At 64.5% G+C, this 23,941-nt stretch carries 21 protein-coding genes; 10 read left to right on the plus strand and 11 right to left on the minus strand.

Going from position 1 to position 23,941, the window contains the following annotated elements:
- Positions 1-157 precede the first annotated feature (157 nt).
- The gene (locus ACRQ5Q_RS02370; protein WP_439372504.1) at positions 158-829 is read right to left on the minus strand and encodes an OmpA family protein; all 672 of its coding nucleotides are present in this window, start codon (positions 827-829) and stop codon (positions 158-160) included.
- A 146-nt stretch (positions 830-975) separates the two neighbouring features.
- Positions 976-2,517 (minus strand): caspase family protein, encoded by a 1,542-nt coding sequence (locus tag ACRQ5Q_RS02375; RefSeq protein ID WP_439372505.1) that lies wholly within the window; start codon positions 2,515-2,517, stop codon positions 976-978.
- A 413-nt stretch (positions 2,518-2,930) separates the two neighbouring features.
- Between ACRQ5Q_RS02375 and ACRQ5Q_RS02380 the strand changes: the two genes are divergently transcribed.
- The gene (locus ACRQ5Q_RS02380) at positions 2,931-3,737 is read left to right on the plus strand and encodes an N-acyl homoserine lactonase family protein (protein WP_439372506.1); all 807 of its coding nucleotides are present in this window, start codon (positions 2,931-2,933) and stop codon (positions 3,735-3,737) included.
- Positions 3,738-3,776: 39 nt separating this feature from the next.
- Here the strand turns inward: ACRQ5Q_RS02380 and ACRQ5Q_RS02385 are convergent, their stop codons facing one another.
- The 3 genes from ACRQ5Q_RS02385 to ACRQ5Q_RS02395 form a co-directional block, all read right to left on the minus strand.
- Complete coding sequence (locus ACRQ5Q_RS02385) at positions 3,777-4,805, minus strand: c-type cytochrome (RefSeq protein WP_439395850.1); 1,029 nt, start codon at positions 4,803-4,805, stop codon at positions 3,777-3,779.
- A gap of 141 nt (positions 4,806-4,946) precedes the next feature.
- Complete coding sequence (locus ACRQ5Q_RS02390; protein WP_439375778.1) at positions 4,947-5,666, minus strand: class I SAM-dependent methyltransferase; 720 nt, start codon at positions 5,664-5,666, stop codon at positions 4,947-4,949.
- 83 nt (positions 5,667-5,749) lie between these two features.
- Positions 5,750-6,292, minus strand: coding sequence for a MarR family winged helix-turn-helix transcriptional regulator (locus ACRQ5Q_RS02395; protein ID WP_439372508.1), 543 nt, complete (start codon positions 6,290-6,292; stop codon positions 5,750-5,752).
- A 110-nt stretch (positions 6,293-6,402) separates the two neighbouring features.
- On the opposite strand from ACRQ5Q_RS02395, the gene ACRQ5Q_RS02400 reads away from it, so the two are divergent.
- From ACRQ5Q_RS02400 to fahA, 5 genes are all read left to right on the plus strand, one after another.
- Complete coding sequence (locus ACRQ5Q_RS02400) at positions 6,403-8,019, plus strand: FAD-dependent oxidoreductase (protein ID WP_439395852.1); 1,617 nt, start codon at positions 6,403-6,405, stop codon at positions 8,017-8,019.
- Between the two features lie 8 nt (positions 8,020-8,027).
- Entirely contained in the window at positions 8,028-8,261 is a 234-nt protein-coding gene (locus ACRQ5Q_RS02405; RefSeq protein ID WP_439372510.1) for a DUF2783 domain-containing protein, read from the plus strand.
- Positions 8,262-8,279: 18 nt separating this feature from the next.
- Positions 8,280-9,236 carry an MBL fold metallo-hydrolase gene (locus tag ACRQ5Q_RS02410; protein WP_439372511.1) on the plus strand — a complete coding sequence of 319 codons (957 nt, stop codon included), beginning with the start codon at positions 8,280-8,282 and terminating at the stop codon, positions 9,234-9,236.
- 2 nt (positions 9,237-9,238) lie between these two features.
- Complete coding sequence (gene hmgA, locus ACRQ5Q_RS02415; protein ID WP_439395854.1) at positions 9,239-10,585, plus strand: homogentisate 1,2-dioxygenase; 1,347 nt, start codon at positions 9,239-9,241, stop codon at positions 10,583-10,585.
- A 229-nt stretch (positions 10,586-10,814) separates the two neighbouring features.
- The gene (gene fahA / locus ACRQ5Q_RS02420; protein WP_439395856.1) at positions 10,815-12,089 is read left to right on the plus strand and encodes a fumarylacetoacetase; all 1,275 of its coding nucleotides are present in this window, start codon (positions 10,815-10,817) and stop codon (positions 12,087-12,089) included.
- 132 nt (positions 12,090-12,221) lie between these two features.
- Here fahA and ACRQ5Q_RS02425 read toward each other — a convergent pair whose 3' ends face one another.
- Positions 12,222-12,533, minus strand: a complete 312-nt coding sequence (locus ACRQ5Q_RS02425; RefSeq protein ID WP_439372514.1) for a DUF1272 domain-containing protein — start codon at positions 12,531-12,533, stop codon at positions 12,222-12,224.
- 73 nt (positions 12,534-12,606) lie between these two features.
- Positions 12,607-13,086 carry an Lrp/AsnC family transcriptional regulator gene (locus ACRQ5Q_RS02430; RefSeq protein ID WP_439395858.1) on the minus strand — a complete coding sequence of 160 codons (480 nt, stop codon included), beginning with the start codon at positions 13,084-13,086 and terminating at the stop codon, positions 12,607-12,609.
- Positions 13,087-13,207: 121 nt separating this feature from the next.
- Here ACRQ5Q_RS02430 and hppD point away from each other — a divergent pair, with 121 nt between their 5' ends.
- Positions 13,208-14,326 carry a 4-hydroxyphenylpyruvate dioxygenase gene (gene hppD / locus ACRQ5Q_RS02435; RefSeq protein WP_439395860.1) on the plus strand — a complete coding sequence of 373 codons (1,119 nt, stop codon included), beginning with the start codon at positions 13,208-13,210 and terminating at the stop codon, positions 14,324-14,326.
- 104 nt (positions 14,327-14,430) lie between these two features.
- Here the strand turns inward: hppD and ACRQ5Q_RS02440 are convergent, their stop codons facing one another.
- The 4 genes from ACRQ5Q_RS02440 to ACRQ5Q_RS02455 all read right to left on the minus strand — a co-directional run bounded on the left by ACRQ5Q_RS02440 (position 14,431) and on the right by ACRQ5Q_RS02455 (position 19,529).
- Complete coding sequence (locus tag ACRQ5Q_RS02440; protein WP_439372517.1) at positions 14,431-15,543, minus strand: CaiB/BaiF CoA transferase family protein; 1,113 nt, start codon at positions 15,541-15,543, stop codon at positions 14,431-14,433.
- A gap of 256 nt (positions 15,544-15,799) precedes the next feature.
- Positions 15,800-16,600, minus strand: a complete 801-nt coding sequence (locus tag ACRQ5Q_RS02445) for an FAD binding domain-containing protein (protein ID WP_439372518.1) — start codon at positions 16,598-16,600, stop codon at positions 15,800-15,802.
- Positions 16,601-16,615: 15 nt separating this feature from the next.
- On the minus strand, positions 16,616-18,958 hold the full coding sequence (locus ACRQ5Q_RS02450) for a xanthine dehydrogenase family protein molybdopterin-binding subunit (protein WP_439372519.1): 2,343 nt from the start codon (positions 18,956-18,958) through the stop codon (positions 16,616-16,618).
- 85 nt (positions 18,959-19,043) lie between these two features.
- Positions 19,044-19,529, minus strand: coding sequence for a (2Fe-2S)-binding protein (locus ACRQ5Q_RS02455; RefSeq protein WP_439395862.1), 486 nt, complete (start codon positions 19,527-19,529; stop codon positions 19,044-19,046).
- A gap of 529 nt (positions 19,530-20,058) precedes the next feature.
- Between ACRQ5Q_RS02455 and ACRQ5Q_RS02460 the strand changes: the two genes are divergently transcribed.
- The 3 genes from ACRQ5Q_RS02460 to ACRQ5Q_RS02470 all read left to right on the plus strand — a co-directional run bounded on the left by ACRQ5Q_RS02460 (position 20,059) and on the right by ACRQ5Q_RS02470 (position 23,898).
- Positions 20,059-20,508 carry an SRPBCC family protein gene (locus ACRQ5Q_RS02460; RefSeq protein WP_439372521.1) on the plus strand — a complete coding sequence of 150 codons (450 nt, stop codon included), beginning with the start codon at positions 20,059-20,061 and terminating at the stop codon, positions 20,506-20,508.
- Positions 20,509-20,864: 356 nt separating this feature from the next.
- Complete coding sequence (locus tag ACRQ5Q_RS02465; RefSeq protein ID WP_439372522.1) at positions 20,865-22,580, plus strand: PQQ-dependent methanol/ethanol family dehydrogenase; 1,716 nt, start codon at positions 20,865-20,867, stop codon at positions 22,578-22,580.
- A 139-nt stretch (positions 22,581-22,719) separates the two neighbouring features.
- Positions 22,720-23,898 carry a c-type cytochrome gene (locus ACRQ5Q_RS02470; protein WP_439395864.1) on the plus strand — a complete coding sequence of 393 codons (1,179 nt, stop codon included), beginning with the start codon at positions 22,720-22,722 and terminating at the stop codon, positions 23,896-23,898.
- Positions 23,899-23,941: the final 43 nt, after the last annotated feature.

Genomic DNA, 23,941 nt, shown 5'->3' on the forward strand with positions numbered 1-23,941 from the left:
CGCCGGATCATCCTGGCCTGGCTCACGGCCGTCCGCACGAGGCCCATGAAGAGCATTTCCCTGCAATAAAGCGGCGTCCCGCAAGGCTGCGGGACGCGCTTTGGACGCGAGACGTTACACCACATCGCGGCGGGTCATTCAAAGGATTGCGTCGTGCTTACTTCGACGCAGTGGCCTTGTTTTCCATGTTGACCACCTGCACGCGGCGGTTGACCTCGGCCAAGGGCTGGCTCGGGTCCTTCAGCTTGCTCTTGCCGTAGCCGACGGTGACGAGGTCGGTCGCCGGGATGCTGTACTTCTCGACCAGGTAGCGCTTGATCGAATCCGCGCGGCGCTCCGACAGGTCCTGGTTGTAGGCCTCGCCGCCGGCGGCGTCGGTGTGGCCGGCGACCACGAAGGTCGAGTCCTTCAGGTCGGGACTGGTCAGCGCGCGGCCGAGCGCCTGCACCGAGGGCAGCGACTTGGCGCTGATATTGGCGGAGTTGTAGTCGAAGGTGATTTCGAGATCAATGTTCGGCTTGTCCTTGGCGACCGACGCGATCTCCTCGCGCTCGGTCGACGACAGCGAGCGCGTCGAGCGGCCGCGCACGGACTGGATCAGCTTGGTCTCCGCCGCGTTTGGCGCGGGATCGGCCTGCGGGGCCATCGAGAGACCGCGGGTCAGCGGCTTCTTCGCCGGCGGGGCCAGCGCGCGAACGATCTCGTCCTCGGTGACATTCTTGCTGATGCCGTCATCGCCGGCGAATGCGGGCGCGGCCGGCAGTGACAGGGTCGCGCCAATGGCCATGATGGACAGGATCGCGGTCAGTCCCTTTGCAGCCAATCTCATTGCTAGTCCCTCCTGCGCAGCGTGCCCGCGCGGTTCCAAAATTCCTGCAATACGCCCCCCGGGAAAGGCCGCTGCGGCATCCGACCGTTAGTCTTCCGTGGGCCGCCAAGGGTTCGAGGCGGCTGACGCCTCAACCCAAAAAAATACTAGCGTACTCCGTAGCTTGCGAATTCCTGAACGATGTTCGGATCCATCGCCTTGGCATTGGCAATGTCGAGCGCGCCTTCCTGGGTGGAGCCGTTACGCTGCTTGGCAAGGCCACGGCCGTAGAGCGAGGAGGTCAGCCGCGGATTGATCCTGAGGGCCGCATCGAAATCGGCGATCGCGTTCTTGACCGCGCCCGACTTCAGGTTGACGAGCCCGCGGCTGTCCAGCGCATCGACGAAGTTCGGCCGCAGCCGCAGCGCCTCGTTGCAATCCTTCAGCGCGCCCTGGAGGTCGCCGACCACGGTCCGGGTCCAGCAGCGGTTGTTCAGCGCCTCGACGTCCTTCGAATTGATCCGGAGCGTGTCGTCGAAATCCTTGATTGCGAGGCTGTAGGCGCCCTTGCTGGCATAGACCTGGCCGCGCCGGTACAGCGCGTTCACGTCATCAGGATTGGCCGCGATCTTGGCCGTCAGGCCCTTGATGGTGGGATCTTCCGCCAGGACGGCCGCGTTCGGCCCGCCATCCGCGTTCGGGGCCGGCGCGGGATCGACCGGTTTCACCGGCGGTGGCGGCGGAGGCAGGGCGGCCTCGACCTGCGGCTTCGGTGACGGAGCCGGTGCGGGCGCCGGCGGAGGGGCAGGCGCAGCAATCGTGTCGGCCGGCTTCGTCGGCGCGGGCGGAGCTGGCGGTGACGGCGGCGCGGGTGGTGCCGGCGGTGGGTTGTTGGCGACGACGGGCGGAGCAGGCGGCGGGGGCGTCGTCGTTGCTGTCGTCGGGCGCGACCCAGCGGCGCCCGGAATGAAGGAGAAATCCTCGGCCAGTGAGGAGGAGATCCACGGCACCTGCTCGCCGCGCGAGGCGCGGGTGACGCCCATCTTGGTGCGGTTCAGCGTCTCCTCGGCCATCAGGTCGGGGACGCGGATTTCCTTCAGCAGTTCCTGCACGAACAGGCTGTGGTCGCCGCCGGCGTCCGAGACCACCGAGGCCAGCGCCGCCGAATACATCACCAGCGTGCCGTTCGGCGCGATGACGGGCGTGAGGCCGGCCGAGAAGCTGCGGAACCGGCGCTCGAACGGGTTGCGCCTGGAGGCATCGATCAGCGCGATCTTGACGCCGGCACCGCGCGTGTTGAGCTCGCCGAGCACGGTCTCGAGGCTGAACCCGTCGCGGCGCACGTCGGATTCGGTCCAGATCTGCGCATCGACCGGCAGCATGTAGCTCTGGCGCGCCGACTGGATGCCGAAGCCGCTGAAGAACACCAGCGCCACCGAACCCGGCTTGATCTTGCCATAGAGCCTGTCGAAGGCGCGGCGCATGCCGTCGCCGGTCAGGTTCTCGCCGATCTCGACCGAGAAGCCGTCGCGCTTGAGCTCGTCGGCGATGTCGCGTGCATCGTTGATCGGTTCCTTCAGCGGAGCATCCGCATCCGGATATTTGGCGTTGCCGATGACCAGCGCATAGCGGTCGCCGGCCGCCAGCGCTGGCGCAGTCGGGACGAGCGAAACGAGCAACGGGAGAAGGAAAAGAAAGCGAATTTTCATAATCAGCGCGGTCCAGCCAAAAAGGCGCCGTTCCAGCTTGCGCCGCGGCGACCTTAACTTACGCCCCATGCATTATCAGACCGGGGGGAGGGGGCGTCAACCTCTTGGAGATTCGGCATTATCGCGGCGATTGAGCGCAGCGCAGGGGGGCATCGGTAGCGGGATGAACGGGCTGTCATGTTCGGTTCGAACCGACCTGGTTGGGCATGGCAAGCGGCCATGTTGCAGCAGTGATCCCAGGGCACTCATGTTAGGGCGCTCATGTTAGGGCGCTCATGGCGATGAAAATGTGATTGGTCTCACATTGCAGGTCCGCGGTCGTAGCAAGCCTCGCTGTTTGACCTTTGCGGCGGACGATGGCTTGGTGCGTCTGGTCGTTCAGCTCCCCTCACAAAAGAGCAAAGCCAAGAGCCATGGGAAACGTCTACGAAATCTACGCCCTGCGCTATGCGACGATGTCGCCGCGTACGCCCAGCATGAACTTCCTGGTCCCCGATCCGCATGACAGCGCGGCGCAGGATCTCGACTATTTCGTCTGGCTGATCCGAGGGTACGGCCGCGACATTCTGGTCGATACCGGCTTCAATGCCGAGGAGGCGAGCGCGCGGGCACGCAAGCTGACGCTCAATCCGGTCGATGCGCTGGAGCGCTTTGGCGTCGCGGCTTCGAGCATTCGCGAGGTCATCGTGACGCATCTGCACTACGACCATGCCGGCAATCTCGACCGCTTCCCGAATGCGCGCTTCCATCTGCAGGAGCGAGAGATGGCTTACGCGACGGGGCGCTGCATGTGCAACGGTCTGCTGCGACATCCGTTCTCGGTCGAGCACGTCACGCAGATGGTGCGCCATGTCTATGGCGAGCGTGTCACGTTCTATTCGGGCGCCGGCGAGGTCGCGCCCGGCGTCACCGTGCACCGCGTCGGCGGCCATTCCGACGGCTTGCAGGTGGTCAAGGTCGAGACCGCGCGCGGCTCCGTCGTGCTGGCTTCCGATGCCGCGCACTACTACGCCAATCTTCAGCGCCGCAGCCCATTCCCGATCGTCTACAATGTCGGCGACATGGCCGCCGGCTGGGAGACGATCGAGCGCCTCGCCGGTCATCCTGACAGGTACATTCCCGGCCACGATCCGATCGTGACCGAGATCTATCCGCGCGCCAGCGATGAGGTCGATGCATGGGCGCTGCACCTGCCGCCCTCACGCTCGTTTGCGAAATAGCAGCTGAGTCCTGCGCCACCGAGTCTTCGCCAAACAGCTTCACCGCTCGAGCGTGGCGAGATAGGCGGCAAGTGGCAAAAAGTCCGCCTCGTTGAGCGTTTTGACCACATCGATCATCGGCTTGCTCTCCGGCCCGGCGCGAAAGCCGTTCCGGTATTCGTAGAGCTGGCGGAAGATGTAGGTTGGCGAGCGCCCGGCGATGCCCGGCACGACGTCGGTGCCGGTCAGCTTCTCGCCATGGCAGCTGGCGCAGGCGATCTCCGGCTTCAAGGCCAGCTCACGACCGGCAGCGACGCTACCGGGCGGCACGTAGGCGGTAAAGCGGACGCGCGCGTCGCGGTTGACGAAGCGGCCAACGTCCGCCGGGGTCTCGATGATGCGCATGCCGATCAGCTCGCGTTCGTCGCCTTGAGTGACGAAGAACCAGCCCGCGACCGTCGGTTTCGGCACGGTCTCAGTCTCCACCACATCAACCAACTTCTTTGGCTTGATGGCGGCAAAATATTCAGCCGCCGCCTTGATCTCGTCGTCGTTCGATGCCTTCGCGACCGAGATCATCCATGCCTGCGGGATGCGGTCGGGTAGTGCTGTCGCGCGTTTGCCGCTCCTGAAGTCTTGCATCTGTTGAATAAAATAGGCCACCGGCAGGCCGGCGATGTCGGCGTTCTCCGGACCACCCGTTCCAGAGGCACGATGACAGAAGCCGCAGGCGTAGACGTCAGGCGCGCGGCCGCTCGCCACCACCGTCGGCATCGCCGGATGGTCACCCGGGTGCCAATCCGGTGCGAGGAAGCGATCGCGCGTTTGTGGAACCGTATAGCTCACCGTGCTGTCGGGCACCCGGCGAGGCTGGCCGTCATCGGGGGCCGGCTTGAAGTCAGGCGGATTGTAAGTGTAAGCCCAGAACGGCGGCTTGTCGGTGGTCTGCGCTTGCGCGCCCACCGCGGATACGAAAATGATGGGCAGCGCAACCAACGCCTGAACGGCCGCTCCCAACCGTGCCATGTTCGCCTCCGGCTTTCGGGCAGCGAAGGGAAATAAACTAGCCTTGAATCCGCGCGGGAACAATCGGCTTGCTTGTCATTGAGGCCGGCCGTCCCGAGGCCCGATTTGGGTCAAAAAGCGCCGGTTTGAGTCTCGGCCGACGACTTCCGGTCTGACCGCTTCTTCGGACAGGTTCAGCCTCTCAGACAGGTGGCTGGTGCGGCGTCAACGAGCGCTGGGAGGATTCCTGCAAGCAACGATATCGCGGGGAGATTTTCGAGCCGCTAGCTCCGGCGGAGAGAAGACCGCCAGGTACCCTCCGTCCCCTGCGAGCTCATATGTGGCGACCTCGCGATAGCCAACGGCGGTCAATTCGCAGCGCAAGAGCTCAATTGGCGTGCCATGCTTCGACGTCGGAAGCTCGAGATCGACAATTCCGACCCGCGCACCCGGCTTCAAGGCCGGCGCGAGATTGTAGAGGAAGGCATAGGGTTGGGCGATCTCGTGATACATGTGCACGAGGATTGCGGCATCCAGCGAGGAAGCGGGCAGACGCGGGTCGTGTGGCTCGCCGAGCGCGAATTGCACGTTCGTCAACTTCAGGCGTTCTGTTCGCCTGGCGAGTTCGATGAGGTAGTCCCGCGTGACGTCCTGGGCAACGACAGAGCCGGCGGGTGCGACGAGGTGCGAGAGCCTGACGGTGTGGTAGCCCTCGCCTGCTCCAATGTCGCCGACCGTCATGCCTGGTTTCAGTTCGAGCATACGTGCGATTTGACCGACCTCGTCGAGAGCGTCGCGGCGCTCTTCGGCGGCGCGGCGTGGGCTGACGATCCGTGCAACAGGACGCTGCGGCGAGGGAAACTCGTTTGCAGCGACTCCAGGGGGAGCCAGATAACCTATGTCAGCGGCGCATGCGCGAGGCGCGGCAAGCGCCACAATGAGCATCGCTATATAAGCCAGTGCCGTCACGGGCCTACAGGCCTCCTCAAACGGCCCCCAAACGCCGACGTCCGCGGCTCTCTACGTCCCTAATACGCCTGCTTGGCGTCGGCCTCTTCGCTGGTCTGGATCAGGTCGAGACTCGCTTCGATCTTGCCGAGCAGCGCCGAGAGCTGCTTGCGCTCCTGCGCGGAGAGGCAGGCGAGGATCTCGTCCTCGCGCCGCAGCAATTGCGGGAACAGCTCCTCGTACAGCGCGCGGCCCTTCTTCGTCAGTTGCAGGCGGAATTCACGGCGGTCGGCCTCGTTCTCGACGCGCTCGATCAGCTGCTCATCGAGCAGCGTGGTCACCGCGCGGCTGATGGTGGATTTGTGCGTGCGGGTGCATTGGGAGATGTACTGCGCGCTGCAGGCATCAACGCGAAAGCCGAGCGTGGCGATCACGCGCCAGGCTGGAATGTCGAGGCCGTGACGTTCCTGATATTCGACCGCGAGCGCGGAACTCACCTCGGCCGCCAGCCGGTTGAGACGGAACGGCACGAACTTGAACAGGTCGAGCCGTGCCTTCGGTCGCGGCGAAGCCTCGCCGGGGTCGCGTGTCTTCAGCGCGATGTCGCTGGATGTCCTCGCCAAGGAGAGCGCTCCGATTTCCAGTTGACGGCCGGCCGGCTCCGGTCCAAAATAGTTGCACGTGAGACTATCTAGCAGATTAGTCCTGTTCTGACCAGAGCCGAGGTTAGTGTATGGCGGGCGCCAATACGCATCAGGCCCAAACCCAGTTCGGCTATCGCCGTCATCCCGATCAGGACCGCGCCGGGTCAAGCCCCGCGGCGCATCCGGTCGTGATTGTCGGAGCCGGTCCGGTCGGCCTGTCGCTGGCGATCGATCTCGCTCAGCGCGGCCAGCGCGTCGTCTTGCTGGATGATGCCGACCGCATCGGCGAAGGCTCGCGCGCGATCTGCTTCTCGAAACGCTCGCTGGAATACTGGGATCGGCTCGGCGTCGGCGATCGCATGGTCGACAAGGGCGTGGTGTGGAGCGTTGGCCGGATCTTTCACGGCGAATCCCAGCTCTACCAGTTCAACCTCCTGCCGGAAGACGGCCACAAGCGGCCGGCCTTCATCAATCTCCAGCAATATTACGCCGAGGCCTATCTGGTCGATCGCATCAACGAGCTGCCCGAGATCGACCTGCGCTGGCGCAACAAGGTGACGGCGCTCGAGCAGCGCAACGATTCCGGGCTGCTGACGATCGAAACGCCTGAAGGCTCCTATCGCCTGAATGCGCAATATGTCGTTGCCTGCGACGGCGCGCGGTCCTCCCTGCGGCAGATGGTTGGCGCGGAATTTGCGGGCCAGGTGTTCGAGGATCAGTTCCTCATCGCCGACGTCAAGATGACCGCGGAATTCCCGACCGAGCGCTGGTTCTGGTTCGATCCGCCGTTTCATGCCGGACGTTCGGCGCTGCTGCACCGGCAGCCCGACGATGTCTGGCGCATCGATCTCCAGCTCAATCGCTATGCCGATCCGGTTGTCGAGAAGAAGCCGGAGAACGTGCGGCCGCGGATCGCGCGCATGCTCGGACACGACGAGTTCGAGTTCGAATGGATCTCGCTCTACAAATTCCAGTGCCGGCGGATGGACCGCTTCATCCACGGCCACGTGATCTTCGCCGGCGACTCCGCGCATCAGGTTTCGCCCTTCGGCGCGCGTGGCGCCAATTCCGGACTCGAGGACGCCGAGAACCTGTCCTGGAAGCTCGATCGCGTGCTGCGTGGCAAATCGCCCGCCAGCCTGCTGGAGAGCTACCATATCGAGCGCAGCATGGCGGCGGACGAGAACATCCGCGAGTCCACCCGCTCGACCGACTTCATGGCGCCGAACTCGCATCAGGAGGCGCGGCTGCGCAAGGCGGTGCTGTCGCTGGCCAAGGAGACCGAGTTCGGCAAGCGCATGGTCAATGGCGGCCGGCTCTCGGTGCCTTGCAGCTACGACACGCCGCTGTCGTCGCCCGACGCCGATGCATGGCGCGGCGGGCCTCGTCCCGGCTGTTCGATGCTCGATGCGCCCATTGCCGAGCGGAGCTATCTCACGGATGCCTTCCGCAAAGGTGGAACGGACTTCACGCTGCTGTCATTCAGCAATGGCGCGGCGCTCGATGCGTCCGACGGCGTCAAGAATATCCGCGTCGGCGGAGAGGGCGGACTTGGCGATCCCTCCGGTCTCGTGGCAAAGCGCTACGACGCAGAGCCGGGGACGACTTATCTGCTCAGGCCCGACGGCTATGTTGCGGCGCGCTTCCGGCATCCGACGCGCGATGCTGTTCAAGCAGCGCTGTCGCGCGCCGCAGGCATGAATTGAGGTTTCGCATGCCGCTTTCCACCAGCTCGAACTTCGCGCGCCCGGACGATGCCTTCCGCACCATCGTCGAGGCGCACCGCGGACTCACGGAGGAGCAGAGCGCCGATTTCGATGCGGCACTGGTGCTGATCCTCGCCAACCATATCGGCGACATCGACGTGCTGCAGGAGGCGATCGGGCTTGCCAAACGCCGGGTGATCGACGGCCAGCAGCAACAGCAGCAGCAGCAGCAGCAACAATAACCTCGTAAGGACGAATAGATGGCGAAGAACTTCGCATCCACCGGCGATCTCTCCGAGAAACAGATCACCTTCTCCGAGATCGGCACCGATCTCTATGCCTTCACCGCCGAGGGCGATCCGAACACGGCCGTGATCGTCGGTGACGATGGCTGCCTCGTGTTTGACGCGCAGGCGACGCCGGCGATGGCGAACAAGGTGATCGAGCGCGTGCGCGCGGTCACCGACAAGCCGATCAAGTATGTCGTGCTGTCGCACTATCACGCCGTCCGCGTGCTCGGTGCCTCCGCCTACAAGGCGCAAGGCATCGTCGCTTCGCAGGAGACCTATCGTCTGATCGAGGAGCGCGGCAAGCAGGATTGGGATTCCGAATACGGCCGCTTCCCGCGCCTGTTCCAGGATGCATCGAGCATTCCCGGCCTGACCTGGCCGACGCTCACCTTCGAGGGTGAGATGTCGATCTATCTCGGCAAGCGCGAGGTGCGGCTGATGCAGCTGGGCGCGGGCCACACCTCGGGCGACATCGTCGCCTGGGTGCCGGATGCCGAGGTGATGTTCTCCGGCGACCTCATCGAGTATCACTCGGCCTGCTATTGCGGCGATGCGCATCTGCGCGAATGGCCGATCACGCTGAACGAGATCCGTAACTTCAATCCGAAGGCGATCGCGCCGGGCCGCGGCGATGCGCTCAAGGGCACCGCCACGGTGCGCGAAGCCATCGCGATGACGCGCGACTTCGTCACCTCGCTCTATGGCGCCGCCGAAATCTCGGTCGCCAAGGGCCGCACGCTGAAGGAATCGATGGCGGCGACGCGCGAGGTGATGGATCCGAAATTCTCGAGTTTTGCCATCTACGAGCACTGCCTGCCGTTCAACGTGTCGCGCGCCTATGACGAGGCGTCGGGGATCGACGACCCCGTGATCTGGACCGACAAGCGCGACCAGGAAATGTGGGCCGCCCTGCAAGGAGGAGGATAGTCATGAACATCAATACCTCGCCTGACCAGATCGTTCGAAGCTCGGCCCAGGTGACGCCGGGCTACATGTCCGGCTTCGGCAACAGTTTTGAGACCGAGGCGCTGCCGGGCGCGCTGCCGATCGGGCGCAACTCGCCGCAGCGCTGCGCCTACGGGCTCTACGCCGAGCAATTGTCCGGCTCGCCCTTCACCGCGCCGCGCGGCACCAACGAGCGCTCCTGGCTCTATCGCATCCGCCCCTCGGTGAAGCATTCCGGCCGCTTCGAGAAGGTCGATGCCGGCCTGTGGCGCTCGGCGCCGTGCCACGAATACGATCTGCCGATCGCGCAATTGCGCTGGGATCCGGCGCCGCTGCCGAAGGAGGAGGTGACCTTCCTTCAGGGCGTGCAGACCATGACGACGGCCGGTGACGTCAACACGCAGGCCGGCATGGCCGCGCATGTCTACCTCATCACCAAATCGATGGTGGACCAGCACTTCTACAATGCCGACGGCGAGCTGATGTTCGTGCTGCAGCAGGGCAATCTGCGCCTCGTCACCGAGTTCGGCCGCATCGATGCCCAGCCCGGCGAAATCGTGGTGATCCCGCGCGGCGTCAAGTTCCGTGTCGAGATTCCGAACGGGCCGGCGCGCGGCTATCTCTGCGAAAACTATGGCGGCGCCTTCACGCTGCCGGAGCGTGGCCCGATCGGTGCCAACTGTCTCGCCAATGCGCGCGATTTCCTCACCCCGGTCGCGAACTACGAGGACAAGGACACGCCGACGGAGCTGTTCGTGAAATGGGGCGGCTCGCTGTTCAGGACGATATTGCCGCATTCGCCGATCGACGTCGTCGCCTGGCACGGCAACTACGCGCCCTACAAATACGATCTGCGCACCTTCTCACCCGTCGGTGCGATCAGCTTCGATCACCCCGATCCCTCGATCTTCACCGTACTGACCTCGCCGTCGGAGACCGCAGGCACCGCGAATATCGACTTCGTCATCTTCCCCGAGCGCTGGATGGTCGCCGACAACACCTTCCGTCCGCCCTGGTACCACATGAACATCATGAGCGAGTTCATGGGCCTGATCTACGGCGTCTACGACGCCAAGCCGCAGGGCTTCGTGCCTGGTGGTGTCTCCTTGCACAATTGCATGCTGCCGCACGGCCCCGACCGCGATGCCTTCGAGCACGCCAGCAACGGCGAGCTGAAGCCGGTGAAGCTGACCGGCACCATGGCGTTCATGTTCGAGACCCGCTACCCGCAGCGTGTGACAGCGCATGCCGCGAAGTCGTCGACGCTGCAGGACGATTACGCCGATTGCTGGAAGGGTCTGGAGAAGCGCTTCGATCCGAGCAAGCCTTAGCTTTCTTCCCCTCTCCCCTTGTGGGAGAGGGTGGCATGGGCGGCCCTTGGCCGCCGTCTCTTAAGAACGCCGATGCTTTGCATCGGCTACCGCGTAGCGGCGAGACTGGTGAGGGGTCTGTCTCCGCGAGTGAACCTCTCACATTCGGATACGTGGATAGAACCCCTCATCCGGCGCTTCGCGCCACCTTCTCCCACAAGGGGAGAAGGAAGAAAGAATCGAGCCGAACGTGACAACCCACCCCAACGACCCCAGCCTCCGCTCCTTCATCGAGGTCGATCCCGCCTCGGACTTCCCGATCCAGAACCTGCCCTATGGCGTGTTCTCGACCGCTGCCAATCCGACGCCGCGGGTCGGCGTCGCGATCGGCAATTACGTGCTCGATCTCTGGGAGCTCGAACAGGATTCCCGGCTCGATGTCGGCCCTCTCGGCGTGTTCTCCGGACCTTCGCTCAACCGCTTCATGGCGCTGGGGCAGAAGGTGTGGACGGAGACGCGGGCTCGGATCAGCGAGCTGCTGCGTCACGATCATCCGGAGCTGCGCGACAACGAGGAGCTGCGCAAGCAGGCGCTGGTGCCGATGCGCGATGCAAGGCTGCATCTGCCGTTCGCGGTCTCCGGCTATACCGATTTCTATTCGTCCAGGGAGCACGCCACGAATGTCGGCGTGATGTTCCGCGGCAAGGACAATGCGCTGCAGCCGAACTGGCTGCACATGCCGATCGCCTACAACGGCCGCGCCTCCACCGTCGTGGTCTCCGGCACGAGGGTGAAGCGGCCGCGCGGACAGCTGAAGCCGCCGAATGTGGAGCTGCCGAGCTTTGCGCCGTGCAAGCGACTCGATTTCGAGCTGGAGATGGGCGTCGTGATCGGCCAGCCCTCAGCCATGGGCGGCATGCTGACCGAGAGCCAGGCCGAGGAGATGATCTTCGGCTTCGTGCTGCTCAACGACTGGAGCGCGCGCGACATCCAGCAATGGGAATATGTGCCGCTCGGCCCGTTCCTGGCAAAAGCGTTCGCGACCTCGATCAGCCCTTGGGTGGTGACGCGCGAGGCGCTGGAGCCGTTCCGGCTGAAGGGACCGGAGCAGGAGCCGGTGCCGCTCGACTATCTGAAGCAGATCAAGCCTCAGAATTACGACGTCGAGCTCGACGTGTCCTTGCGCGCCGCAGGCGTCAACGCGCCCGCCAGCATCAGCCGCACCAATTTCAAGTACATGTACTGGTCCTCCGTGCAGCAATTGATGCACCACGCCTCGAGCGGCTGCGCCATGAACGTCGGCGATCTCTTGGGGAGCGGCACCATCTCCGGTCCCGAGAAGAACCAGCGCGGCAGCCTGCTCGAGATCAGCTGGAACGGCACCGAGCCGGTCGAGCTGCCCGGCGGCGCCAGGCGTTCGTTCCTGGAAGACGGCGACAGCCTCGTCATGCGCGGCTGGTGCCAGGGCAACGGCTATCGCGTCGGGTTCGGCGAGGTCGAGGGAACGATCGTGGCGGCGGAGTGATTGCGACATTGAGGGGAGGCTCCGTCCTCATTCTGCGTCATTGCGAGCGCAGCGAAGCAATCCCAAGTCTTTCCGCGGCGGCAGTCTGGATTGCTTCGTCGCAAGGACTCCTCGCAATGACGTGGAGAGAGCCTACCGCTTCTCCGGGGGCACGTCGCGCACCCGTGCGCAATGCGCAGCGACGTCCTCAAGGCTGTACTTCAGATGCACCCGCTTGTCCGACGGCGCCTGCTTCGTCGTGCACACGCCCGGCCGCCATTCCTGCGTCGGCCTGATCGGGCGCGGGGCGAAGCCGCCGCCGCAGTTCGGGCAGACGTTGAAGAGCTTCGTCTCGACGCAATCCGCACAGAACGTGCATTCGTAGGAGCAGATCCGCGCATCCGTCGCGTTCGGCGGCAGATCGCGGTCGCAATATTCGCAATTCGGTCGCAGCTGGAGGGCCATGGTTAATCTCCGCAAGATGGCCGCGATCATCGCAGACCGTGCGCGCAGCGCGAATGCCCTAGTTCCCTCGATTTCAGCCAGGCTTTAAATCCCTCAGCGGCAGCTTGGCGCTTTCCTTCAACCTGTCGAGCACGATCGAGGAGCGCACATGCGCCACGCTCTGGTGCGGCATCAGCACGTCGTTGACGAGGTTGGAGAGCCCCTTGAGATCGCGCAGCACGGCCTTGAGCACGTAGTCGGCATCGCCCGTCAGCGAATAGGCTTCCTGGATCTCGTCGATCCGGTTCACCAGCGCGCGAAAACGCTTGGAATTGTCCGGCGAGTGGGTCGCGAGCCCCACCTGGATGAAGGCGATCACGCCGAAGCCGAGCGCCTCGCTGGAGAGATCGGCGTGATAGCCCGAGATCACCTTCTCCTCCTCCAGCCGCATCCGCCGCCGCGAGCATTGCGAGGCCGACAGGCCCGCGAGCTCGGCGAGCTCCTGGTTGGTGAGGCGGCCGTCGTCCTGCAGAGCGGTCAGGATCTTGAGGTCGAACGCGTCCACGGAGATCATGCGTGTTTTGTCCATTGCATGCACGGATCGTGCACATACTAGCCAAATCACGTGCCGTTTGCACGCTCCTTGCGTCCCAGACGAAGGATAATTCCTCCCTGCAGCAATCTGGGAGAGCAGCATGGGTCCGTTTCCGCACGATGCACCGCCGGCCACGATCAGCGCCGACAATCCGATGGGCACCGACGGCTTCGAGTTCGTCGAATACGCGCATCCCGATCCGGGCGAGCTGCACGCGCTCTTCAAGCTGATGGGCTATACGCCCGTCGCGCGGCACAGGACAAAGAAGATCACGGTCTATCGCCAGGGCGACATCAACTCCCTCGTCAACGAGGAGCCCGGCACCCACGGTTATGAATTCGTCGCCGCCCACGGCCCCTGCGCGCCGTCGATGGCGTTTCGCGTCGTCGATGCCAAGGCCGCCTACGACCGCGCGATCGCTCTCGGCGCCGAGCCTGCCGATGTGTCATCGGCGCAGAAGACGCTCGACGTGCCCGCGATCAAGGGCATCGGCGGCAGCCTGCTCTATCTGGTCGACCGCTACGGCGCCAAGGGCTCGGCCTATGATGCCGAGTTCGAATGGCTGGGCGCGCGCGATCCGCGCCCCGTTGGCGCCGGCCTGTTCTATCTCGACCACCTCACCCACAACGTCCATCGCGGCCGCATGGATGTCTGGGCCGGCTTCTACGAGAAGCTGTTCAACTTCCGCCAGATCCGCTTCTTCGACATCGAGGGCCGCGCCTCCGGCCTGTTCTCGCGCGCACTGACCAGCCCGGACGGGAAGATCCGGATTCCGATCAACGAGGACGCCGGCGATTCCGGACAGATCGAGGAATATCTGAAGACCTATCGTGGCGAGGGCATCCAGCACATCGCCTGCGGCTGTCGCGACATCTACCGCACCATCGAGGACCTGCGCGAGGCCGGCCTGCCCTTCATGCCGTCGCCGCCAGACACCTATTTCGAGAAGGTCGACACGCGCCTGCCTGGGCACGGCGAGGACCTCGCGCGTCTGCACAAGAACGGCATCCTGATCGACGGCGAAGGCGTGGTCGACGGCGGCCAGACCAAGGTGCTGCTGCAGATCTTCTCGGCGAATGCGATCGGCCCGATCTTCTTCGAGTTCATCCAGCGCAAGGGCGACGACGGTTTTGGTGAGGGCAATTTCAAGGCCCTGTTCGAATCGATCGAGGAAGACCAGATCCGGCGCGGCGTGCTGAAGGTGGGGAACGCGGCGTAGGCACGGCCTGATAACGCTCGCGCGTCATAAGCTGTCGTCCCGGATCTGCGCTCCGCTCCGCTCGCTTGTCCGGGACGACAGTGGAGATGTTGGCGAGAGCATCCCTACTTCGCCGCCTTCCACGCCTCCGTCACCGCCGCGATCTCCGCCGCCTCCGGCTCGCGCACCGCCGACGGCGTGCGCGAGAAGCGCGGCGCCGGTGCCGGCTGCTTCACGCCGTGGCGCTCGACGAAGACGTTGCGGGCGACCATGTGCGGATGCTTCGTCGCTTCCGACATGGTCAGCACCGGCGCGAAACAGATGTCGGTGCCTTCCATGATCTTGCACCAGTCCTCGCGGGTCTTGCTCTTGAACACCGCTTTCAGCTTCTCCCTCAGCGCCGGCCAGGCCTTGCGATCCATCTGCGCGTCGAAATCCGCGTCCGTCAGGCCCGCATGCTCGCGCAGCAGCGCGTAGAACTGCGGCTCGATCGAGCCGATCGAGACGAAGTTCCCGCAGGCGCATTCATAGACGCCGTAGAAATGCGCGCCGCCGTCGAGGAAGTTCTGGTTGCGGCCCTCGGTCCAGCGTCCCAGCGTGGTCATGTCGAAGAAGAACGACATCAGCGAGGCAGCGCCGTCGCACATCGCGGCGTCGACGACCTGGCCCTTGCCGGATTTCTGCGCTTCCAGCAATGCCGCGAGCACGCCGACGACGAGATAGAGCGCGCCGCCGCCGAAATCACCGACCAGATTGAGCGGCGGCACCGGCGCTTCCTTCGTGCCGATCGCGGCGAGCGCGCCGGTGATGGAGATGTAATTGATGTCGTGGCCCGCGGCATTCGCGAGCGGGCCTTCCTGGCCCCAGCCGGTCATGCGCCCGTAGACGAGCTTTGGATTCCGCGCGAGCACGACGTCCGGCCCGAGCCCGAGCCGCTCCATCACGCCGGGACGAAAACCTTCGACCAGCGCATCGGCGCTGGCAAGCAGCTCGAGCACGTCGGCGATCGCCGCCTTGTCCTTGAGGTCGAGCTCGATCACCTTGCGGCCGCGGCCGGCCACCGACTTCATGCTCTTCCTCGCACCGACACGGTCGAGCGTGACGACGTCCGCGCCCATGTCGGCCAGCAGCATGCATGCGAACGGGCCGGGGCCGATGCCGGCGAATTCGACGATGCGGAAGCCCGAGAGCGGACCGGAGGTGCGGACGGACGAAGTGGGGGCTGATTTATCGAGCACGTTGTTGTTTCCTCGGGTCGCGGGCAGGTGCCGGTGTTCCGTCAGGCGCCTCGCGTTGCTCTTGGGGGCGAGTTAATCGGCTGATTAACTTTTCTCGCCTTCCCGCCAGCGAGGCAAGCGGTTTTCATGCCGCATGGTCAAAATAAAGCAGCGCGCACGGGAGTGCGCGCCGCGGAAAATTTGTGTCGAGACGCTGGAGCGCTCTATTCGCGCATGATCTTGCCGGAAAAAAGCTTCGCACTTTTCCGGATCATGCTCAGCCCGCAGCAGCCACCGCGCGCTGCGCCATCACCTTGACGAGGTTGGCGCGGTACTCCGACGTGCCGTGGATGTCGGACAGAAGTCCGCTCGCGGGAATGTTGACGCTGTCGATCGCTGACGGCGACCAGTTCGCCTTCAGCGCAGCCTCGATGGCGCCAACCCGCATCACCCCGCTCTGCGACGCCCCGGTTGCGGCGACGCGAATCTCGCCGGACTTCGTCTGCGCGACGAACACGGCGGTGAGCGCGAAGCGCGAGGCCGGATGCCGCATCTTGGCGTAGCCCGCCTTCGCCGGAACCGGGAACGACACGGCGGTGATGATCTCGCCGTCTTCGAGCGCGGTGGTGAACAGGCCCTTGAAGAAATCGTCCGCCGCGATCGACCGCTTGTTGGTCTTCACGGTGGCGCCGAGGGCGAGCAGCCCGGCCGGATAATCCGCGGCGGGATCGTTGTTGGCGATCGAGCCGCCGATCGTGCCGCGATAGCGCACGGCGGGATCGCCGATCAGCGAGGCCAGATAGGCGAGCGCGGGAATCGCCTTCTTCGCGGCCTCGCTGGTCGCCACATCGTAATGCGGCGTGGCCGCCTTGATCGTCAGCGTGTCGCCGGATGCCTCGACGCCGATCATGTCCTTGATCCTGCCAAGGTCGATGACGTCTGTGGGACCTGCGAGGCGCTGCTTCATCACCGGCAGCAATGTCTGCCCGCCGGCAAGGAATTTGGCCTCGCTGCTCTTGCCGAACAGGGTGGCGGCCTCGTCGACCGAGGAGGCGCGATGATAGGTGGTCTGGTACATCTTCGGTCCTCCTCTTCAAGCCGCGTGGATCGTGCGCCACACCCGGTCAGGGGTTGCGGGCATTTCCAGATTGTTCTTGCCGATCGCATCCGTGATCGCGTTGATCACGGCCGCTGACGCCCCGATCGCGCCTGCCTCACCGCAACCCTTGATGCCCAGCGGATTGCCCGGGCACAGCGTCGTGGTGTGGGAGAGATTGAACGAGGGCAGATCGTCGGCGCGCGGCATGGAATAGTCCATGAACGAGGCCGTCACCGGCTGGCCGTTGGAGTCGTAGATGGCATGCTCCAGCAGCGCCTGCCCGATGCCTTGCGCAAGGCCGCCATGGACCTGGCCCTCGACGATCATCGGATTGATCAGCCGGCCGAAATCGTCGGCCGCGACGAAGTTGACGAAGGTGGTCTTGCCCGTACCAGGGTCGACCTCGAGCTCGCAGATATAGGCGCCGGCCGGGAAGGTGAAGTTGGTCGGGTCGTAGAAGGCGCTTTCCTTCAGGCCAGGCTCCATCCCGTCAGGCAGATTATGCGCAGTATAGGCTGCGAGTGCGACCATCGGGAAGGCGATCGCCTTGTCGGTGCCGGTCACCTTGAACTCGCCGTTCTCGATGACGATGTCGGCTTCCGACGCCTCCAGCGCATGCGCGGCGATCTTCCTGGCCTTGGACTCGACCTTCTCCATCGCTTTCAGGATCGCGGTGAGGCCGACGGCCGCCGAGCGCGAGCCGTAGGTGCCCATGCCGAACTGCACCTTGTCGGTGTCGCCATGCACGATCGAGACCTGGCTGATGGGCACACCCAGGCGATCGGCGACGAGCTGGCAGAACGTCGTCTCGTGGCCCTGGCCGTGGCTGTGCGAACCGGTGAGGATCTCGATGGTACCGACCGGGTTGACGCGCACTTCTGCGGACTCCCACAGGCCGACGCCCGCACCCAGGCTGCCGACCGCCTTCGACGGCGCGATACCGCAGGCCTCGATGTAGCAGGACACGCCGATGCCGCGCAGCTTGCCGTCGGCTTTGGCCTTGGCCTTGCGGGCGGCGAAGCCGGCATAGTCGATCGCCTTCATCGCGGCATCGAGCGAGGCGTTGAAGTCGCCGGTGTCGTAGGCCATGATCACCGGCGTCTGGTGCGGGAACTGGGTGATGAAGTTGTTCCGGCGCAGTGCGGCCGGATCGACGTTCAGCTGCCGCGCCGCCGTCTCCATCAGACGTTCGAGCAGGTAGCTCGCCTCGGGCCGGCCCGCGCCGCGATAGGCATCGACGGGCGTGGTGTTGGTGTAGACGCCGATCACCTCGGCATGGATCGCCGGAATGTTGTACTGGCCCGACAGCAGCGTCGCGTACAGATAGGTCGGCACCGACGAGGAGAACAGCGACATGTAGGCGCCGAAATTGGCGTAGGTCTTTACCTTCAGGCCGATGATCTTGTTGTTGGCGTCGAACGCCATCTCGGCATGGGTGACATGGTCGCGGCCATGCGCGTCGGTGAGGAAGGCTTCGGTGCGGTCGCCGGTCCATTTCACGGGACGGCCGACCTTCTTCGAGGCCCACAGCGCCACCATCTCCTCGGGATAGATGAAGATCTTCGAGCCGAAGCCGCCGCCGACGTCGGGCGCGATCACGCGCAGCTTGTGCTCGGGGGCGATGTTGTAGAACGCCGACAGCACGAGGCGGGCGACGTGGGGGTTCTGCGACGTCGTGTAGAGCGTGAAATGCTCTTCCGCCGCGTCGTAGTCGGCAATCGCCGCGCGCGGCTCCATCGCGTTGGGCGCGAGGCGGTTGTTGGTGACGTCGAGCTTCACGACATTGGCAGCCTTGGAGAAGGCGGCGCTCACCGCGCCCTCGTCGCCGATCACCCAGTCATAGACCTGGTTGCCGGGAGCCTCGGGATGAAGCTGCGGCGCGCCGGCCTTGATCGCGGCTTGCATGTCGGCGACCGCCGGGAGCTCTTCGTAGTCCACGACGACGGCTTCCGCCGCGTCACGCGCGAGGTTCTTGCTGTCGGCGATCACGACGGCGACGGCCTGGCCGACGAAGCGCACCGTCTCCGGCGCCATCGCCGGCCATGCGCCCATCTTCATCGGGCTGCCGTCCTTGGAGGTGATGGCCCAGCCGCAGATCAGGTTGCCGACCTTGTCGTCGACCAGCTGCTGGCCGGTGAGCACCGCGACCACGCCCGGCATCTTCAGCGCGGCGGAGGAGTCGATCCCCTTCACCCTGGCATGTGCATGCGGGCTGCGGATGAAATGGGCATGGGTCATGCCCGGCAATTTGATGTCGTCCACGTACCGGCCCTTGCCGGTGATGAAACGCTTGTCTTCCTTGCGCACGACGCGCGCGCCGATGCCTTCAACACCCATGTCTGGTCCTCCCGACCGGAAATTGTTTCGACTGCGCCTTCCTTCGAAAGCAGCAGCGGTGGTTCTTTGTTCGAGGCGGGCGGCCTTACTCGGCCGCCTGCGAGACCTTCATGCGCCCGGCCGCATCCAGCACGGCCTTGACGATGTTGTGGTAGCCGGTGCAGCGGCAGATATTGCCCTCGAGCTCGCTTCGCACGGTGGCCTCGTCGAGCTGGCCGCCATGACGCTGCACGATGTCGATCGCCGACATGATCATGCCCGGGGTGCAATAGCCGCACTGCAGGCCGTGATTGTCGCGGAAGGCGTCCTGCATCGGGTGCAGTTCGTCGCCCTTGGCGATGCCCTCGATCGTGGTGACGTTGGCACCGTCGGCCTGGCCCGCCAGCAAGGTGCAGGACTTCACCGCGCGGCCGTCCATGTGCACGACACAGGCGCCGCACTGGCTGGTGTCGCAGCCGACATGGGTTCCGGTGAGGTTGAGGTGATCGCGCAGAACGTGGACCAGCAGCGTGCGGTCCTCGACGTCGACGGCAACGGCCTTGCCGTTGACCGTCAGTTTGACTGTAGACACGGCGTACTCCTCCCGAATGTTTGTAGTTATTCCAATTAGAGACAGCGCGAACGGAACTTTGCAACTGGGATTTTGCCGACCGCGCGTCATGGAAAGGTCATCGTGGTGGTCGCCACAGATGCACGATTCGGTCGCGACATCTCGTGCCGCCACCAGCGCATGGCGCGACCTTGCAATGAGCTCAGCGAAAACGGTGTCCACGTCGTCAGCTGCGACCTGCGTCCAGCCGCTACCGCGCGAAGCCCTTGGCCTTGAGCGCTGGACGTCGCGCCTCGCGCGTCGTTTCTCCCTTTGATGCCTTGTTCCTTGCCAGGAATAGGAGCACGCGCTCACGCCCTTGTAATCGCGATCTTGGTAGTAGGCTGAGGCGAGCTAAGTCGTTGATTTTGTTCGCTGCGATGCAGCGAAGCTGCGCCCGAACGAGGCCGCCCGCAAGCCGCACGACCTCCTAGTACTTCCTGGCGATTGATCGCAGCCGGGCATCCTCCTAGTCGAGCCGTACAAGCAACGGTCAAAAGGGGTGGAAGCGATGCAGATGAACGACAGTCAGCGGATCCCGGCGTCGAAGGCCAAAGTGTGGGACGCGCTCAACGATCCCGATATTCTCAGGCGCTGCATTCCCGGCTGCCAATCGCTCGAGATGGCATCGCCGACGGAGATGACGGCAACCGTGGTGCTGAAGGTCGGCCCGGTGAAGGCGACGTTCAGCGGCAAGGTGACGTTGACCGACATCGATGCGCCCAACGGCTACCGCATCGTCGGCGAAGGCGCCGGCGGCGTCGCCGGCTTTGCCAAGGGCGGCGCGAAGGTGAGGCTGGAAGAAGAATCGCCTGACGTGACCATCCTGCATTACGAGGCCGACGCGCAGATCGGCGGCAAGCTCGCGCAGCTCGGCTCGCGCTTGATCGACTCGACTTCGCGAAAACTTGCCGCGAACTTCTTCGAAAGTTTTGCAGGACTGGTAGCGCCATCATCGTGACCGACGTGCAGCATCGCTGCACGCGACGATGCAAGATCGCCACAAACTCACCCGTCGTCCGGGATCAGCGCTCACTTCGTTCGCCCGTCCGGAACGACGACCGAGTGTGAGGCGATGTCGTCGTCCCCACACCGCTTGGTGCGTTTGCACTGTAAATCCAGGCAAAGACGCAAGCAGGCCAACGAGATAAGCGGCGCACGCCGCCGGTGATCTGCACTACTACCTTCCGCCTATACTAAGCGCGAAAAGCCGATGCTGTAATTTCGAACGATGGCTCGCAGGCGAACTGCGCATCACGAGCGCAGCGCGCTCAGGCGTCCAACGAGGCGTTCACAACAACATCGCGGAGGGAATACATGACCTTTGGAACGAAGGGCTTCTTGGCCGGCATCTCGATGGTTGCGATGCTGGCCGCCGCTACATCCGGCACGCGCGCCAACGAGACCGTGCTCAAGGCGCAATCCGATTCGAACCAGTGGGCGGTCGCCGGCCACGACTACGGCAACACGCGCTTCAGCCCGCTGAAGCAGATCAACACCGAGAACGCGGGCAAGCTGACGCTCGCCTATTCGTTCTCGCTGGCATCGCTGCGTTCGAACGAATCCTCGCCGATCGTCATCGGCAACACGCTCTATGTTTCGAGCTCGTGGGGCCCGAAATACGTCTACGCGCTCGATGCGGCCACCGGCGCACGCAAATGGACCTGGGAGCCCGACATTCCCGAGGACGTGCTGCAATACGCCTGCTGCGACGTGAACAATCGCGGCGTCACCTATGCCGACGGCAAGATCTTCGTCGGCCGTCTCGACGGCAAGCTGACGGCACTCGATGCCACGACCGGCAAGGCGTTGTGGACGACGAAGGTGGTCGACTACAAGCAGGGTTCGGTCATCACCTCGCCGCCGCTCGTCGTGCGCGACAAGGTCATCACCGGTTTCGGCGGCGGCGAATACGGCGTGCGCGGCTCGCTGCAGGCCTTCGACATCAACACCGGCAAGCAGGTGTGGCAGACCTTCACCGTTCCTTCCCCGGACGAGCCCGGTGGCGACTCCTGGAAGGGCGATTCCGCCCAGCATGGTGGCGGCGCGGCCTGGCTGGTCGGCTCCTACGATCCGAAGAGTGACACGGTCTATTGGGGCACCAGCAATCCTGGTCCGTGGAACACCGCGGTGCGCTCGACCGGCGACGGCAATTTCGGCAAGCTGACCAACCTCTACACCGCCTCGACGGTGGCGTTCGATCCCAACACCGGCAAGATCAAGTGGCACATCCAGACCACGCCGGCCGATGCCTGGGACTATGACGGCGTCAACGAAGCCGTGCTCGCGGATCTGAAGATCGGCGGCAGCACCGTGCCGGCCCTGATGAAGGCGGATCGCAACGGGTATTTCTTCGTCGCCAATCGCGAGACCGGCAAGGTGTTGTCGGCGGAGAAATACGTTTTCTCCAATTGGGCCAAGAAGTGGGACGTCGCCACGATGCGCGCGGTCGAGGATCCCGACAAGCGTCCAGGGCCGAATCATCCCGCCAAGGACATCTGCCCGAACCTGATCGGCGGCAAGAACTGGCAGCCGATGTCGTTCAATCCGCAGACCGGCCTCGTCTACATCCCGTCCAACAATGTCTGCATGGACTGGTCCGTCTCCGACGTCGCCTACAAGCGCGGCGTGTTCTATCTCGGCGCCGAATTCCCGACCAAGGAAGGCCCCGGCGGCTTCCTCGGCGAGCTCGTGGCCTGGGATCCGGTCGCGCAGAAGAAGGTCTGGTCGATCAAGGAAGACCTGCCGTTCAACGGCGGCACGCTGACCACCGGCGGCGGTCTCGTGTTTGCCGGCAACATCCATGGCGACTTCCGTGCCATCGATGCGAAGTCCGGCAAGGTGCTGTGGAGCAAGAATCTCGGCTCCGGCATCGGCGCGGGTCCGGTGACCTACCAGGTCGACGGCAAGCAATATGTCGCCATCGTCGTCGGCCGCACGGCTGCGCTGCCTGCGTTCCTGGGCGAGGTAGGAAAGAAGATGACGGCCGCAGCTCCCGAGGGCGGTTCGCTCTTCGTGTTCTCCGTCCAGTGACCACTCGCGCGCGTATCCTCTCGAGGTGACGGGATACGCGCGCGCTTTTTCCAGATTTAAGTTGCGGCATCGGCCGATGCCTGATGCCGCAGCGCCTGGCTCAACGAACTCCGGCCCTACAACGTCATGGGAGACGAGGATGCGTGCCAATCATTCTGCCATCGGTGCGAGCCGACATCGCTCCATCTCAGCCTTGCTCGCATGTGCCGTCGCGGCGCTGATCGTTCCGGCCTCGCCGCTGCACGCCGACGAGGCGCAGCCGTTCCGTCTCTGCGCCGATCCGACCAATCTTCCATTCTCGAGCGATAGTCCGTCGCAGCCGGGCTTCTATGTCGAGATCGGGCAGGCCCTGGCGCAGGCGCTCGGCCGGCCGATCTCTTACGACTGGTACAAATCCTATTTCGGCAAGCGCACCGTGCGCGTCACGCTGCTCGGCAAGCAATGCGACGCCATGATCGGTCTGCCGCGCTCCGAGGATTTCATGGGACCGGCCGTGATCTTCTCAAACACCTTCGCGAAGGAGGGCTATGCGCTCGTCGCCGCCAAGGGCCAGGCACCCGGCGGCATCGACGGCCTTCGGGGCAAACGTGTTGCCGTGCAGTTCGCCAGCACGCCGCAAAACCTGCTCGCGAGCCGCGACGACGTCCAGAAGGTGACGGTGCTGTCGCCGGAGGAAGGCATGCAGGCGCTCGACCAGGGCAGGGCCGACGTCGCCTTCATCTGGGGCCCGGTCGCCGGCTGGCTGAACAAGACCGCCTATAACGGCCGCTATCAGATCGAACTCACCGAAGGTGAAGGCCTGTCGTGGGACGCCGCCATCGGCTTTGCGAAGACCTCGACCGAGCTGCGCGATCGCGTCGATGCCGTATTGCCGCAGCTGCAGAGCACGATCGGCGAGCTCGCGGAGAAATACGGCCTGCCGACCGGCGCGCCGGTTCGCTTTGGCGCGGTGCCGGCGGGAACGACGACGGGGACGGGAACGGGAGCTCGCGTGGCGCAGGTCGCCAATGTGGTGGCGACCGAGACCAAGGGCGATGCGGCAGCGCCAGGCGCAGACGCCGTCGGCGCGGGCAAGGAGATCTTCAACGGAACCTGTGCGCATTGCCACGGTCCCGACGCGATCCAGAGCGAGCGGAAGATCGATCTGCGGCTGCTGCGTCACCGCTACGGGGACGAGATGCGCGAGAAGTTCTGGACGACCGTGCATGAGGGACGGCCGACCAAGGGCATGCCGGCCTGGAAGGAGGTCTACACCGACGACCAGTTCGACAGCATCTATGCCTTCCTGCTGACGGTCCAGTCCGAATCGAACGACTGAACGATCTTGACCGAACCTGATCGGGAGGATGTGCTAGCGTCCG

The sequence above is a fragment of the Bradyrhizobium sp. PMVTL-01 genome (assembly GCF_051861855.1).
Classification (GTDB): domain Bacteria; phylum Pseudomonadota; class Alphaproteobacteria; order Rhizobiales; family Xanthobacteraceae; genus Bradyrhizobium.